Source organism: Marinobacter sp. S6332 (genome assembly GCF_023016045.1).
Lineage (GTDB): Bacteria > Pseudomonadota > Gammaproteobacteria > Pseudomonadales > Oleiphilaceae > Marinobacter.
This window is the reverse complement of sequence record NZ_JALKAP010000021.1, coordinates 1-14837: the sequence shown is the minus strand read 5'-3', so window position 1 is coordinate 14837 and position 14837 is coordinate 1. Positions and strand designations below refer to the sequence as shown.

At 47.6% G+C, this 14837-nt stretch carries 18 protein-coding genes; 10 read left to right on the top strand and 8 right to left on the bottom strand.

The window, feature by feature from the left end:
* Positions 1–95 precede the first annotated feature (95 nt).
* The 3 genes from MWU62_RS18410 to MWU62_RS18400 all read left to right on the top strand — a co-directional run bounded on the left by MWU62_RS18410 (position 96) and on the right by MWU62_RS18400 (position 4019).
* Positions 96–1325 carry an ISL3 family transposase gene (locus MWU62_RS18410; RefSeq protein ID WP_247113278.1) on the top strand — a complete coding sequence of 410 codons (1230 nt, stop codon included), beginning with the start codon at positions 96–98 and terminating at the stop codon, positions 1323–1325.
* A 265-nt stretch (positions 1326–1590) separates the two neighbouring features.
* Positions 1591–1839: a DUF4282 domain-containing protein gene (locus MWU62_RS18405; protein ID WP_247116212.1), complete on the top strand. Its 249-nt coding sequence runs from the start codon at positions 1591–1593 to the stop codon at positions 1837–1839.
* A 608-nt stretch (positions 1840–2447) separates the two neighbouring features.
* Positions 2448–4019 carry an IS1182 family transposase gene (locus tag MWU62_RS18400; RefSeq protein ID WP_247116211.1) on the top strand — a complete coding sequence of 524 codons (1572 nt, stop codon included), beginning with the start codon at positions 2448–2450 and terminating at the stop codon, positions 4017–4019.
* Positions 4020–4215: 196 nt separating this feature from the next.
* Here MWU62_RS18400 and MWU62_RS18395 read toward each other — a convergent pair whose 3' ends face one another.
* The 3 genes from MWU62_RS18395 to MWU62_RS18385 all read right to left on the bottom strand — a co-directional run bounded on the left by MWU62_RS18395 (position 4216) and on the right by MWU62_RS18385 (position 6876).
* Positions 4216–4656 carry a hypothetical protein gene (locus MWU62_RS18395; RefSeq protein WP_007991293.1) on the bottom strand — a complete coding sequence of 147 codons (441 nt, stop codon included), beginning with the start codon at positions 4654–4656 and terminating at the stop codon, positions 4216–4218.
* 175 nt (positions 4657–4831) lie between these two features.
* Positions 4832–5290 (bottom strand): hypothetical protein, encoded by a 459-nt coding sequence (locus MWU62_RS18390; protein ID WP_188927230.1) that lies wholly within the window; start codon positions 5288–5290, stop codon positions 4832–4834.
* A gap of 542 nt (positions 5291–5832) precedes the next feature.
* A complete protein-coding gene (locus MWU62_RS18385; RefSeq protein ID WP_247116210.1) occupies positions 5833–6876 on the bottom strand; it encodes an IS110 family transposase in 1044 nt (347 codons plus the stop codon).
* Between the two features lie 191 nt (positions 6877–7067).
* Here MWU62_RS18385 and MWU62_RS18380 point away from each other — a divergent pair, with 191 nt between their 5' ends.
* Positions 7068–7469 (top strand): GFA family protein, encoded by a 402-nt coding sequence (locus MWU62_RS18380; protein WP_247116209.1) that lies wholly within the window; start codon positions 7068–7070, stop codon positions 7467–7469.
* An 88-nt stretch (positions 7470–7557) separates the two neighbouring features.
* Here MWU62_RS18380 and MWU62_RS18375 read toward each other — a convergent pair whose 3' ends face one another.
* From MWU62_RS18375 to MWU62_RS18360, 4 genes are all read right to left on the bottom strand, one after another.
* Positions 7558–7959 (bottom strand): PIN domain nuclease, encoded by a 402-nt coding sequence (locus tag MWU62_RS18375; protein WP_247116208.1) that lies wholly within the window; start codon positions 7957–7959, stop codon positions 7558–7560.
* Positions 7956–8150 (bottom strand): type II toxin-antitoxin system VapB family antitoxin, encoded by a 195-nt coding sequence (locus MWU62_RS18370; protein WP_200202180.1) that lies wholly within the window; start codon positions 8148–8150, stop codon positions 7956–7958. The genes MWU62_RS18375 and MWU62_RS18370 overlap by 4 nt, the downstream gene beginning before the upstream one ends.
* A 130-nt stretch (positions 8151–8280) precedes the next feature.
* Positions 8281–8553 (bottom strand): Txe/YoeB family addiction module toxin, encoded by a 273-nt coding sequence (locus MWU62_RS18365; RefSeq protein WP_247116207.1) that lies wholly within the window; start codon positions 8551–8553, stop codon positions 8281–8283.
* Positions 8534–8806: a type II toxin-antitoxin system Phd/YefM family antitoxin gene (locus MWU62_RS18360; protein ID WP_247116206.1), complete on the bottom strand. Its 273-nt coding sequence runs from the start codon at positions 8804–8806 to the stop codon at positions 8534–8536. The genes MWU62_RS18365 and MWU62_RS18360 overlap by 20 nt, the downstream gene beginning before the upstream one ends.
* 591 nt (positions 8807–9397) lie before the next feature.
* Between MWU62_RS18360 and MWU62_RS18355 the strand changes: the two genes are divergently transcribed.
* Together MWU62_RS18355 and MWU62_RS18350 are read left to right on the top strand one after the other, a co-directional pair.
* Entirely contained in the window at positions 9398–9757 is a 360-nt protein-coding gene (locus MWU62_RS18355) for a hypothetical protein (protein WP_247116205.1), read from the top strand.
* 24 nt (positions 9758–9781) lie between these two features.
* Positions 9782–10423 carry a hypothetical protein gene (locus tag MWU62_RS18350; protein ID WP_247116204.1) on the top strand — a complete coding sequence of 214 codons (642 nt, stop codon included), beginning with the start codon at positions 9782–9784 and terminating at the stop codon, positions 10421–10423.
* 106 nt (positions 10424–10529) lie between these two features.
* Here the strand turns inward: MWU62_RS18350 and MWU62_RS18345 are convergent, their stop codons facing one another.
* Entirely contained in the window at positions 10530–11003 is a 474-nt protein-coding gene (locus MWU62_RS18345; RefSeq protein WP_247116203.1) for a MarR family winged helix-turn-helix transcriptional regulator, read from the bottom strand.
* A gap of 94 nt (positions 11004–11097) precedes the next feature.
* Here MWU62_RS18345 and MWU62_RS18340 point away from each other — a divergent pair, with 94 nt between their 5' ends.
* The 4 genes from MWU62_RS18340 to MWU62_RS18325 all read left to right on the top strand — a co-directional run bounded on the left by MWU62_RS18340 (position 11098) and on the right by MWU62_RS18325 (position 14088).
* The gene (locus MWU62_RS18340; protein WP_247116202.1) at positions 11098–11541 is read left to right on the top strand and encodes a hypothetical protein; all 444 of its coding nucleotides are present in this window, start codon (positions 11098–11100) and stop codon (positions 11539–11541) included.
* Positions 11542–12835: 1294 nt separating this feature from the next.
* Complete coding sequence (locus tag MWU62_RS18335; protein ID WP_247116201.1) at positions 12836–13069, top strand: hypothetical protein; 234 nt, start codon at positions 12836–12838, stop codon at positions 13067–13069.
* A gap of 101 nt (positions 13070–13170) precedes the next feature.
* Entirely contained in the window at positions 13171–13554 is a 384-nt protein-coding gene (locus MWU62_RS18330) for a PaaI family thioesterase (protein ID WP_247116200.1), read from the top strand.
* Between the two features lie 63 nt (positions 13555–13617).
* Entirely contained in the window at positions 13618–14088 is a 471-nt protein-coding gene (locus MWU62_RS18325) for a hypothetical protein (protein ID WP_247116199.1), read from the top strand.
* Positions 14089–14837: the final 749 nt, after the last annotated feature.

Genomic DNA, 14837 nt, shown 5'->3' with positions numbered 1-14837 from the left:
GGGTCTTCACTTATCATGGTGGGTAACCCTTTATTTTCCTGCTGCTTTTGGTCACTGTTGTCGCATCCGATTAACTCAATGGATGGGGACCAACGTTGGATCAATACACCCTCTACGAACACATTCTAGGGCTGTCCTCTCCTTGGCTTGTATCAGGCGTCGAACTGGATAAGAGTCAGGGAGAAGTCGTCGTTCAGGTCAGTCTGGACAAAGGCGCTAAGCTTGTCTGCCCCCGCTGTGGCGATGCCTGCCCGGGCTACGACTCGCGGGAACGTCGTTGGCGTCATCTCGATACTTGTCAGTTCCGAACGCAAGTGGTTGCTCAGGTTCCTCGTGTGCAGTGTCCCGAGCATGGCTGTCTGACGATCAGTGTTCCTTGGGCTGAACAGAACAGCCGGTACACACTCCTATTTGAAGCCTTCGTTATCAGCTGGCTCAGGGCAGCCTCAATCTCTGCGGTCAGCAAGCAGTTGCGCCTGAGCTGGACTGCCATCGACAACATCATGGAACGGGCTGTGCGACGTGGTCTGGCTAATGCTCCTGACCGAGATACGTCACGGCTAGCCGTCGATGAGACGGCATTTCGTAAAGGGCACGACTATGTAACGATCGTTTCTAACGGTCGGGGTCAGGTTTTGGCCGTGGAGGACGGTCGGTCCTCTGGTAGTCTTGGGCGCTTTTACGCCACTCTGGATGCGTCTCGTAAGCGGTCGATTCTGTCTATCTCCATGGATATGAGTCCGGCCTATCAGAAGGCGACATTTGAGCATATCGAGAAAGCCCACCGGAAGATCGCCTTCGACCATTTCCACGTCGCGCAAATGCTGACCCGAACGCTTGATGCCACTCGCAAAGCTGACATGGCACGTGCGGATCATTCGATGCGGAAGGAGATCCATCGAAGCCGATACACCTGGCTACGCCATCGCAAGAGCCTTAAAGAACAGCAGATACAACAGATCAAATATTTGTCCGGCGCTCTCAAAGACACCGGTTTAGTGTGGTATCTCAAGGAGAAAGCGCGAGATATCTGGCGAGGCTACCGGGTCAAAGGCGCCCGAGCGGCGTGGAAAGAATGGATCCACATGGCTCGACTCACTGAAGTTCGAGCTCTGAGCTCCACAGCAAATCAGATCGAAACCAAGCTATTTGGGATCCTCAACGCTATGCGTTTCCGAGCTTCAAATGCCCTTGCGGAAGCGATCAATGGACAGGTTCGAGCGTTAAAGGTCCGATCCCGGGGGTTCCGGAACAAGGAGAGGTTCAAGCGGGCGATTCTATTTCACTATGGCGGACTGCCAATGGCACCTGACCCACACAGATAAGTGAAGAGCCATATTTAGACAGTATTATTGGTGGCGCAGATCACAGAAGTCAAATGATTACGTGGTAGGCTTCTAAGAACTGAGCTAAGCTTTTGTTTTACGTGTTTTTGATTGGTGCGCAGGGGTTCGAAAAATCCGTAATAACGAAGCGGTCAAATTTTCGCAATCACTGAGACATCGATCCAATTGCTGTTAGGCTTTCAAAAACTCCGCTAGCCTAGCGTATATTTATATTGGAGTTATTTATAATAAAAAGGATTTACTCGTGAAAGATATTTTTTTCTTCGACTCAATGCTAACCCCTAAAATTATCACTTTTGTTTATTGGCTTATGCTTCTAGGCTGTTTAATTTCAGGTTTAGGCACAATGTTTACTCAATATGGCGGTGGTGTTTTAGCTGGCTTAGGTATAATTATTGGTGGAGCAATTGGTTCAAGAATTTGGTGTGAGTTGCTAATAGTTTTATTTAAAATTCACGAAAATCTACAAAAAATAGCAAACAAATCAGAATAAAAGCCTAACAAGTTGCTTAAACGGAAAAATAACAGTTGGCCATCGCTTCGCGATTATAGCCAACCATTATTTTCCGCTTAGCAAAGCGTTAGGGGTCTTAAAGCCATATAGTTACGTCAGCCTAAGCGTCAAAAAGAGTGCGCCGCAGTGAAGCAAAACTGCAAAGGTTAGCCCGTGTTAAAAGCAAAAGTTAACGTGTGAAGGTGCCGTAAATTAATACGCTTTAATTGTGGGGCAGCCCATATGAAAGATTTAGAATAAGGTTTAGTTTCTTCGCTCAGGTCATCGTGCAAAATGGATGGCATGGAGTAAAATTCTAAATGGAATCACGGGAATAAGAGACCTCGGAGAAAGTAACAATATCCGAAATTAACTAAAAAGCGTGTTAGGGAATGAGCAACTTCGGAGTAGCATTCTAAAGTCCGAAGTGAATTAAACCCCTAACAAAAAGCTGCAACGGACTCCGTATATTTGTCACTTTTTATGCAAAGAGCCGCATAAAAACCGCCAAATATACTACGCCGTTGAGCAAGGCGTTGAGGCTGTAGAAAAACCCCAAAACGGATGGTTTTTGGTAGCATTGAGCAAACAGACAAGGAGCCGTCGGCATGCCCCGCTTCAAGCACTACAACTACGATCAGGATGCCATGGTCGTGATCAACTATCAGGAACAACTTCAGCCCGGCACGTTTGAATACGCCGTTCATTACCTGATTGAGCACAAGCTGGATCTGTCGGTGTTTCACCCCAAGTACCGCAACGACGACACAGGCCGCACGGCCTACGATCCCGCCATTCTCCTGAAGATCATTCTGTTTGCTTACTCCAAGGGCATCACCTCCAGCCGCGAGATCCAGTGGTGCTGCGAGACCAACATCATCTTTAAAGCCCTGTCCTGCGACACGGTGCCCCATTTCACGACCTTGGCCAAGTTTGTCAGCAGCCATGCTGATGAGATTGAGGAACTGTTCGAACAGGTACTGCTGGTCTGTGATGAACAGGGCTTGCTGGGCCACGAACTGTTTGCCATCGACGGTTGCAAGATGTCCTCCAATGCCGCCAAGGAATGGTCTGGAACCTTTAAAGAGCTGGAGGAGAAACGCCAGAAGCTCAAACGACTCATCCGCCACCATCTGAAAGAACACCACGAGCGGGACGAGGCGGAAACCGAGGCCGAGCTGGACCGGGATATCCGCCGTGCGAAGACGGTTCTCTCTCTGGACGAGTCCTTGCAGAAAGTGGACCGCTTCCTAAAGACGAGCAGCCCAAGGATGGGCCAGGGGAAACGACGCAAGGAAGTGAAAAGCAACATCACCGATAACGAAAGCGGCAAGATGACCACCAGCAAGGGCACGATTCAGGGCTATAACGGCGTGGCCACCGTGGACAAGAAACACCAGATCATCATCGACGCTCAAGCCTTCGGCGAAGGCCAGGAACACCACACTCTGCAACCGGTCCTGGAAAGTGTCGAAGCCCGATTCAAGAAACTGGGCATCGCGGACAACATCTACCAGCAAGGCACTGTAGTAACCGCCGACACCGGCTTCGCCAACGAAGCCAATATGAAGTACCTGCATGAACGGCAGATCAACGGCTACATTCCGGACAACCGGTTCCGCAGCCGGGATCCCAAGTTCGCGCATCAGAAAGACAAATACGGCAAGCGTCACCAGAACCAGCCAGACACAGGCTGGAAAGAGATCATCCCGGCCCGTGAATTCCAGTTCGATCCGGTCACACTCACCTGTATCTGCCCGGCAGGGCAAGAACTTCATTATGAGGCGACTCGCACGGATGGGAATGGTGTCACCCGTGCCCACTTCAAAGGCCGCTTGCTGCAGTGTCGTCATTGCCCCAAAAAGCACCAGTGCATGCAAAACCCGGCGTCGGCTGACCACCGCAAAGGCAGTGGTAGGCAAGTGACTTTTGCACTAGAGCGCAATCATCGGCCGAGCTACACCGACTGGATGAAGCATCGGGTGGATAGCCCTAAAGGTAAAGAGATTTACAGTCATCGCATGTCGGTGGTGGAACCCGTGTTCGGCAACATTGGCACCAACAAACGGCTGAACCGGTTCAGTCTCAGGGGCAAGAAGAAGGTGCAGGGCCAGTGGCAGTTGTACTGCTTGGTACACAATATTGAGAAGCTGGCTAATTATGGGCGGATGGCGGCATGACCGGAGGAGCAAGCCCTCCAGAAATACCCCTTAGGCACAAGGTTACGGACGCCTGAACACTGAAATATCGGGATTGGGGGCTATAAAGGGCAATCAATCCGAAAACTGGAAATGGTCAGGCGAACTGGCTGGCTGAAAAACTAGAGATCGTAGGCGGTGGAATACTCGCTCATTTTTGGGTTTTTCTACAGCCTCGTTATGTGTATATGTTAACTGACGGAGAGGTTTTTGCTATTTGCAATTTATGTAAATAATCTTGAGCAAGCTCTAAGTTGTCATTTGATATACCACGTTGCTGATTAAATTCCATTTGCCCTTTTATCGACTCGAACATATCAAATTTTTCATTCATGATTGCGTCTGATTTAGTTGCATTCCGTAGTGTACCATTATCATTTACTAGTATAAGGGCTTGTGCACCAAAAGTCGCACTAGGTTCATCGGGAAATAATGCACCAGATAATATGGCAGCTTCATTTCGAGACATATTACTTGGGTCTATATATTGGGCTAATTCATGTATAGAGGATACTTCTTGCGCAACCATAGCACTTTGGGTTTTATTGTCCGGCAAAGAATTGCCGGTTTTATATGCTTCTTTTGCCGGAGTCATATAAGTAGTACTGGTAATTTGCATTTTAGCCTCTAAAATAATAAGTTTTCAATTATCAAGCGAAATTTGTGCCAACAGTGTTGTGAGTGTTCTGCTAGACACACATAACAAGAAAATAAACTAGGAAAAATAGAGTTTGCCGATTTTTTGCAAAGAACCGCAAAAAAGCGTCCAACTCAATTTTCCTGTTATTTAGGCGTTATGTGTACTCATTGATACTCGGCGTGTTACGGGCGACTTGAACTTTCTCTAAAAAGGAATAAGCATCCTCAAGTAAGTCTGTTGGCAAATTCATACTTTTATTAAAGTCAATTCTAGCTGTAAGCGTTTCGAACATGTTGAATTTATTATTCATTTTAGCATCCGCTTCCGGCGTTCCAGTTGTGTCGATTACACTCCCATCACTATTAACCTTTAGAAGTGGCGGGGGGAGGAATGCTGAGCTTAAATCACCCTCGCCAGCTTTCATTAAGGCGCTGGCAAGAGCCATTGACTCGTTGTAGTTCATATTCTTTGGGTCAAATGTTTCGGCAAGTTCACGAGCTAGCGGTTGGTTGGATTGTGTGTTGCCAGTCATCGTTGTTTGGGGCGGCATATTGTTGCCGCTTTTTTGTGTTGGTGTTATAGCTGAAGTCGCTATTGCACTTCCAATTTGCATGGTTAGCCCCTAGTATCATTAGTTAAAAATTAAGTGTTGCAAGGTGTATGCCATTAAACTAGTGAAGCCAAACACATAACACATATGAGCCTTCTCTGAATCAATAGGCAATAGTCATTTTTTTGGCCGCGCCAGCGGCCAATCTAAACCCATGAGCGAGAACGCCTGCTTCGCTAGTCTCGTCGAGCTGTCAGGCACTTACAGCAAACACATATAGGGGCTCTCTTACGTGGCTTTAGGCCACTGCCTGACCGGTCGTTCCTTCAGTGGATCAGGGGCACCAGACATTCATCGGTTAACCGGTCACTGGCGCTATTCAAGCGTCGGGCTGCAGGGCTCCAGTTAGTTTCAGGCTCAGGACCGGTGTAAGCGCACTGGCTCATGGTATTAAAGCACGCCCACGGGCTGGCTAATCAAGTCGCTCTGGCTTCAACATCGGTGACAGAGAACTGCTTGGGTATCGGGTACCAGTCAGCGGACTCGCAGTCTTCACAGTCATCCTCTCTGATCCAGTTAGACGTCATGCTCAGCCCGTGGCGTGACTAACCTTTCAAGAATCGCTGTTCATCGAACACCCTCTTGTCTTTGAGCATGAAGTAAGCTGCCCGTCCCAATTTGTGGGCCAGCGCAGACAGGGCTTTGGGTTTGTTCATGCGTTTCTGAAGCTTTTCGATATAACGCTTGGCCTTGTCGTTGTTACGGATAAACAGCACGGCGGCTTCGGAGAAGGCCCACTTCAGATGGGCATTACCAATTTTGTTGCCCTGAGTGCCATAGACCTTGCCGGCAGACTCCGCTTTGCACTTCACCAGACGCGCGTAGGAGGCAAATTTCTGAACGGATTCGAAGCGTTGAATATCGCCAACTTCGTAAAGAATCGTCAGCGCCAGAATACGGCCTACGCCCGGAATGGTTTTCAGCACAGTGAGTGAGGCGGGATCATGTTGTTTGGCTTGCTGTTCCAGATGCCATTCAAGCTTTTTGAGCTCGTGCTGATAGCTGTCGACAATCGCAAGATCCAGATCTACGTTGCGTTGAACGTCTGGATCGCTAAAGGCCGAGGTGAGTTGTGACCGGCCGCCCGGATTGTTGAGGTTGGCTTTGCTTGGCGGCAGATTGTACTGGCTCACGGTGTTGACGACGTGGGCTTTGAGCATGGCACCATGCTGGACAATGCGGGTGCGGCGTCGCAACAAGTCGCGTGTGGCACGCATCTTCTTAGGATAGACATAGGCCAGAGGGAAATTACCACCACGCATGAGCATCGCAATCTTGAAGGAGTCGATGCGGTCATTCTTGGATTTGCCGCCGTGGATGGCCTTCATGTAAAGCGCATGGCCCAGGATAAAGTGGATGCCGTGTTCTTCACACAGATCCGAGATCCAGTACCAGCAGTGCATGCATTCAACGCCAACCACAAGGTCATCTCGAAAGGGTTCGAGCAGTGCCAGTAACGGTTCAGGTCGGGCCTTGATTTCTTTGTGCAACAACACCTCGCCTTGCTGGTCGAGGATGCAGACGTACAGACTGCGAGCGTGTAGATCGATTCCACAATAATGACGGTGAGTGCTATGGTAAAAGTTCATGAGTCTTCTCCCTTGTTGTGCTTGGTCGCCTTCCAGCTTAGCGGGTAACCGCCGGGCTGGGGAGAAGGCTCAATCAGTATCAAGTGCAGGCACGGCGACGCCTACTACATTGCGCCTTCGGCTCCATTTCATAGGCGCGCATGCTGCAGGCGTTATGTGGATTTCACCTTTAGGCCACGGAAGGGGTTCTAATGACTGATCATTTCGGTTCTTGTCTGTGTGGCGCAGTGAGTTTTCAGGTAAAAGGTGATTTCGATAGCTTCTACCTGTGCCATTGTCAGCATTGCCAAAAAGACACAGGTTCGGCTCATGCGGCAAATCTATTCTCGCATTCCGCTAAATTGGTCTGGCAATCGGGAGCAGATGCTGTAGCTTCCTTTACGCTTCCAGGCACTCGTCATAACAAGAGCTTTTGTAAGTTGTGTGGTTCAGCATTGCCAAATACGCAGGTCGCGGGTTTGCTTGTTGTTCCGGCAGGGTGTTTGGACTCTCAAATAACGATATTGCCTACGGCGCATATTTTCTCATCCAGCAAAGCCGTTTGGGATGAGCGGTTGGAGGATGTGCCAAAGTTTGAGGGTCTGCCAAGGTGAGCCGCCACCACATAACCAGTGCATTAAATTCGTTCCGGCCCGATGGGCCTCCACCGGACGCCCTAGTCGGGCGCCGTTTATGCAGGCGTTATGTTTCTCTCAGAGCAGGCTCAAGTCCAAGGTGATCAACAAAGGGGATGAAGTCGCGATCCAAAAACAGCAGGGGCAGCTCTTTCTCTATGCAGAATGTCGCGATGATCACGTCGGCAGTTTTTCTGATCGTGATGCCTTTTTTTCGGAGCGCTCGATAGTTGTCGGCGCACTTAGCTGCCATTTCTTTGCCAAACATTTCATACTGATCCAGAGCAAGCAGGCTTTGCTTGGTTTGGCGATATTGTTTGTCATTGCGGATGCCTTGGAGGATTTCCAAAAATATGAGGTCTCCAATAGCAACCGAACCTTGGACTATCGAAGCATCCAGCAGATTAGTTTGCGGGTTGTCGACTCCATTGAAATAGTCGATCCAAACGCTAGTGTCTACCAGGATCATCGGGCAGCTCGCATTTCGTCCAAATCGCCTTCCCACTTGATCTTGCCACGCAACTTCCGAATTTCCTGCTGCTTGCTAAGCTGGACCAGAAGTTTCAGGCCTTGCTCGACGGCCTCTTTTTTGGTTTCGTAACCGGAGGCTTTGAGGGCTTCGGCCATTAACTGGTCGTCAATGACTATGTTAGTTCTCATGATGCACCTATGTGTATGGTATTCGACTTTTATACACAATCTAGCACCTCAAAGAGAACATAACAAACGGCTGCACAGCAACCGGTTTTCCGCCGCTTCGCGGCTCCAAACCGGCGCGTGAGCCAAGACGTTAGGGTTGGTCGTAGTGCCCACCAATGGCGAAAATATAAATGTATCTATCATCGAATCGGTATATGAGCCTATCTTTCTGCGAAATGCGCTTGGACCATAAACCCGACAGGTTATGTTTAAGCGACTCCGGTTTGCCCATGCCAGTCGATGGGTCTTCAGAGCGAAGCATTTCTTTCAGCAGTTTTCGGAGGGCTTTGTGCAGGTTCTTGTCCTTCTCGCGCATCTTTTCATACGCCTCCCAAGTGTTGCCCTCAAATACCAGTGATCTCATTCATCTGCTCATCATTCGGTGTGTATCCTTGGCTACGATTGTGAGTATCAAGGGAGGCTGCAATTTGTTGCATCAGGTCTCGGTTCTGAAGAACATGCAGTGTTTCTTGTTCTCTTTCCCAGTCCTCAGCACTCATAATCACGAACGCTGCTCCGGCGCGACGCGTCACCTTAATGGGTTCGTGTCTGCTAACAACCTGCTCTACAAGGCTTTTCAGGTTGTCTCTGAATTTGTTTACACTGACGATATCCATAATTTCACCATTACGTACGGAAACTCCGTACAACTATATCGTAATAGCCCTAACAAGGCCAAGCACAGCGACAGCTTTTTCGTTGCGGCTTCGCCTTCACTACAAAGCTGCGCGTGTTGGCAGCGTTATATGAAAAGGTTATGAATAAAACTAAGCATCTTACACAAGCAAGAGTTCAACTTTTTATTTGGAGTGCTATATTAGCCATACTATTTATCTTAGTTGTTGCATCAGAAATATGGGCACTGCTTGTGCCATTTCTAATTATTGCGTTAATAGTAAATTTACACTTGGACTCAAGATTATCTAGATTTTGTTGTCCACAATGTAAAAAACAAGCGTACTTAGCTTCAAAATCGTATATATCAGTAACCTCGGGTAAATGCTCACATTGTGAGGCTGACCTCGTATAACCTGTTACAGCATCGGGTAAAACGTAATATGGATATAGATGAAGATAAAACCGATGAAACAGTTTTAGCTTTATTATATCTCACTCTTCATGATGAATGGCGAGCTTGGAAAGGTTTGGATTTTGAGGTCATGAATAGTCTTCATGAGACAATCTCGTTATAAGCAAAGGAGTATCAAATGAAGTATCTCGTTCTGGTCGGCGCAGTCGCTTTGTCAGGTTGTGGCTCTGACAACAGTGGGGAGCTCGACAGTCTCAAAGACGAGCTTGAGAATCTCAAAATCGACTATGAGACGTTCGACGCCGATTACGCTCAGCAACAAGAGGATTATGAGCGTCAAATTGCCGATTATGACAGACAAACTGAAGAAACTGATGCCCTTCTCGATAAGCAGCAAGAATTGGCCGTTCGTTACGAAGCTCTACTTACCAAATGGGAAGATCAGGCTCGCCGAAAAGATAAAATCTTGTCCGCAGAGGAAGAGGCCCTTGGCTTATACAAGCCGCTCAAAGGTGACGCCACTGGCGGCGCACATTAGCGGAGCGTTAAGAGAATTCAAGCTATGGAAAATAAAGCAAAATTTGTACTGCCTCCACCAGAAAAAGCCACAGTCAGTTCGAATTACAGAGATTCATCTCCGGTCATTTCAGGACCTGAAAGAATCAATTTTGAAAGAAAGAAGTTGATAGAGCGTATTAAGAAAGCTGAGCTTGAAACAGTTTATTGCCGCATTACTAAAGTACATCGTTTCGTATTTATATCACTAGCATCATCTATCATAGCTTTCTTTAACGGAATTTTATTTGACATAAACCCTATTTCCAAAGAAGTTATTTTGTTTTTAAATATAGGGATGGCGTTATTTATTTTTGTGTGTGTTGTTGCACCATATAAGAATAACAAAGTTACCGCCAACACAGAGTGCATCAAGTTTCCATCAATAATATTTCCAAATAAAACATATAAAATCCGATATTCCGATATCCGTTCTGTCAAGGTTAGAAGTGTTTTTGGTCAATACTCAAAAACAAGCTACTTACATATTTATTACAAAAATAATCTTCATTACAAAATGAACGAATTTTATCTGCAAGAAAAGAAATTTAGTTTACGACCTGCTGGCATATTGATCTTGGAGGAGTTTCTCATCTATCAAGTTGAGTATTATCGCGCTAGGCTAAGGAGAAGAAGTAAAAAAGCTTAAATAAATATTAAAAATCACAGGCAGTCGACGCGAAAAAGCCCGCGCAACTGCTGCAATAGGCGGCCAATCTTCCGCGATAGCTTTGCCTAAGTAGAATCCGCTGTAATCAGGCCTGCCTTTCATCGCCTCCTTCCTCTTCAAGCTTTTTATGGAGCGCCATCAGTACGCGGTGGGCCGTTTCGATGTCTTTGACAGACAACCCTCTGGCAAGCTTATTTGCTTGGGGATCGTACTCCTGAATGGCGGCATCGTATGTCTGTTGCCCCTTCTCGGTCAGAACCACCAGTTGCGCACGCCGGTGATGCGGATTCGGCTCAAAAGTGACGATCCCTTCTTTGTGCAGGTTGTTGATGATCCGCTGTACGTTCTGGCGGCTCGCTCCGAGGTCGCGGGCAAGCCAGGCCACGGGCTGAGGCCGGTCAGCGAACACGATGGCACCCAGAACCTGCCACCGCGAGCTTGTCAGCCCGAGGGGGCCGACAAGCCGGTCGCCCCAAGCCAAGGTTCGGTTGTTGACCCTGAACATGGTGAGGATCAGTTCAGTTAGGGCGTTCCCGCCAGTAGATCTTTTAGTCGTCATGGAGGCTATGTTTTCGGATTGACATGGTGTTGTCAATCTGGACGATTGTATGTGATGCTATACTGACAACATGCTGTCATATTAGGTACCCAGTATGATTAAGATCATTCATCCTGTAGCAGGCGCGGTGGCCCTCGTCACCGTTACGATCTTCTGGCTGTCGACGGCCCTATCGGAGCTCTTCGCCTCGGAGGCGACCGTTGTGGTGGTGAAGACCGCCATCCCGTGGGGGTTCCTCCTCTTGGTGCCAGCACTAGCTGCGGTTGGAGGGTCAGGCTTCACCCTGTCCAAGGGACGCAGGGGCGGGCTCGTCGAAGCTAAAGCCAAGCGTATGCTAATGATCGCCGCGAACGGCATCCTGGTTCTCATCCCGGCGGCGCTGTTTCTTGCCCACAAGGCAGGCAACGGCGAACTTGATGCTGCATTCTACACGGTGCAGGCAGTCGAACTACTCGCTGGCGCAGCAAACATCACGCTTCTTGGCTTTAACATGCGCGACGGCTTGCGGATGAAGGGCAGGTTTCGTCGTCAAGCTTGAACTGTGCAGCAGCTCTTGGATTGCGGCACAAGAATATCAAGAAGAGCAGCCCGCGGCCGAGCTTTCACGCTTCATGCCAGTGCCATCATTATTCTCCGCGTATGGCATGGCTTGAAGTTGAACGATAGTAATTTAACCAGTCGCCGCACTCGGATGCCTTCGTCTCCGCTTCGCTGCTTCAAAGTCATCGGTGTGCTTGGGAAACAGATAGATGTCTAAACCATTGTTGATGCTGCTTGGAATTATCTCGATTGGGGTTGGCGTTTGGGGATTGGTCAGTGGGAAAGTGATTGCTGGCTCTCGAGGCCTGCGATCGAATTTTTACACGAGACAAGACAGCCCGCTCTTGTACTATAGCTTCATCTTTATCTACTTCGCTGTTGGCTTTTTCGTCGTGAGCCAAATGTTGTGACTGGTGTGGGGGTGGGAGTGATTTTGGTCATAGTGCCCAAATTTAACAAGCAGCATCAGTGCGCGGTACTCCGCTGCGCTCTGTCCCGGCGGCTTACCACGGTGTTAATAGCCAGGCACTTTTGGTTTTTTGCCTGACGCGGTGCAAGGGCCTTGGCATCAATTTTGGGTGTAAAGCCCGTTAACTCTGGTGATTGCAAAGGCCGGAAAATTCGCTGTCTGGTTTGGTTGTCAAAACGGTCAGCGGTGTTGGTATTTATGGCGTGCCCCAGTCGTGGGGCCGTCCGTCACAAACGGTAATCGAGTCGGCATCTTTTGTGTTTTGGTTCCTGTCGCCATCCGTCGAGTTGGTGCAAACTGTCCGGGAGAGGGCATGCGGCATTTGGTGTCAGGCTCAACCACGGTGGTGAGCGGCCATTAACGAGGTGGTCAACCGGACACTGGCCTAGGGCCACCGGACGCCACTGTGGTTCAGCGTTAAATTTCAATCGTAAATAAGGAGATTTACATGTTTCCAAAAAGTTTTTCATCCTTCCAGAAGAGCTTTTCCGGCTCGGAAATTCCAGTAGCTCTCGGCTTTCTAACGTTCGTTTGAAGGACGTAGATACTATCGAGATCAATGGTATTACAGCTATTCGGGCAAACGGTAAAGGCATTAGCGCATTTGACAAGGCCGGAATAAACGAATCACCCATGACCGGCTGGGTTTGGCGTTTCCCTCCGAATACTCAACCCCCCCTTTTGGACTCAAGCTGGTGCAAGATAAACCGCATTACTACTGCATAGCTCCCACTCAGAACATGCCAATAGACAAGTATAAGGGGCTGCTTGAAGAGGTGGCTCTAAAAGCCAACTGCGTTTTCAAAAAGGAAGGTAAAGCCGTATGAGTAATTTTAGTCTAGACTTATCGCAATCGGAGTTAAAGATCGTTCTTGAAGCACTTATCGAAAAGGAAGGAAAAATGAGTGCTATATGTGAAAGCTCGAATGACGAAGACGAAATGGCGGATATCGGAAATGACCTAATTGAGTTGCGTCTGTTGCTTAATCCTATGAAAGAGCGAGCTATAAATAAGTACGGGAATAGTATCGTGAATTTTTCTAGTGCGCCGCTGTAAAAGTTAACAAGGCCAAGCACAGCGACAGCTTTTTCGTTGCGGCTTCGCATTCACTAAAAATCTGCGCGTGTTGGCTGCGTTATGTGTAAGGAGTAAGAATAGTGTATCACCCTTTCGCCGATTTAGTAGGTCTAAAAATAGAGATGCAAAAAAATGGTAGAAGCACCTGTTCTATAGATATCTGCGAAAAGTTGCTTAATCCCCATAAAGTAGTGCATGGTGCAGTCATTTACTCACTTGCGGATACTGGGATGGGAGCAGCTCTTTACCCAAGTCTCCAAGAAGGTCAAATCTGTGCAACGATAGAAATAAAAATAAACTACTACCGCGCGGTTTATGAAGGACAAATTGTCTGCGAAACTAATGTAATCAACAGAGGAAAATCTGTGGCTAACATGGAGTCAGCTATATTTTGCAATGGAGAACTTATTGCTAAAGCTAATGGAAATTACTCAATATTTTCACCATCAAACAAAAACATATAACCAACCAATCAAGTCCACGCTGGTTCGCTACACGGCTTAATTTTGGCTTTATACGAGTAAAGAATGAATCGAATTTTTAAAAAAATCCTGTATTGCGTACTAGCGTTTCCAATTTTAATTGCAGTGATTCTGATCGTAACTGTGATACGTCATAAGTCGTTGTATTATTCTCCATCAGATATAGCTTTAATTCAATATTCTGAAGGGTTAGAAGTGTTTATCGAAGTAGGTGAAGATAAAATATACTTGTCGGAAATTCAGGTATACGAAGTTGTAACTCTCATCGAAAAACTTGCTACTGAACCACCATGGGGCTGGCGAAACCAGAATTTAATTAATTGTAAAATTAATTTCCGTTTAAATACAGATCCAAACATTTATAGAATAGATATTGAAACGGTAAACAATGTCTATGCTGCAAGGCTTCAAAGATACACTGGAACTAGTGTATTTAATTATGATGCTTTTAGTGCAAGGCAATTGGTGAAAAAGTTAAATAGCATATCTAAAAACAAGTGCACTAAGCCAGCTTAAAAGTAGTGGTGCTTAAAATGAGCTTGTAGAAAGTTGGAGAAAATCGTATAACAAGAAGCCCAAACGGACAAAATGTGCTGTCATCTTTTTTGTAAAAATACGCAAAAAACTGCCACCAAATTTAGCCGTTTATCTAAGCGCTAGCACCTCATACCCGACGGTTGTTGTTCACCTCGTCCGCAAGCCAAGCCTTGATCAGTGATTGATAGGGCATGTCGCGAGCTGAAATCATGCGAGTCAGTGTACCGTTCTGCCTTAATGTAAATGTGATGTGGAGTAGCCTCCCATCATCTGTTTCACTAAGGGCATGAAACCGGGTCTCTGCTTGGCTGTGTCTGGATCTCCCAACACAAGAAGCGGTACATTCGAGGAAATCTACAACGGGGAATTTTCTACGCGCTGTTCCGATATCAATGGCAATGAGTATATTCATATTGAGGGGTTCGGAGTCTGTCAGCATTGCCAAACAGTTTGATCGGAGGTTTGCTCGTTGTGCCTTCTGGGTGCTTGGACACTGACATCGCTATGGCGCCAACAGGTCACATCTTTTCATCCAGTAAAGCAGTTTGGGATGAGAGGTTAGGGGAGGTGCCAGAGTTCGAAGGGCTGCCAGATTGAGCGTCCTAACTTGTCCGAGAGTAGCCCTTGCTGCTTCCCCCCTCTGTCAGCCTAGTTGTCCAGTTGGCGATTTCGCCTGAATTTAACCAATCAGGGGCGGCATGGGAGCATTCATGCCACGTTATTCCGAA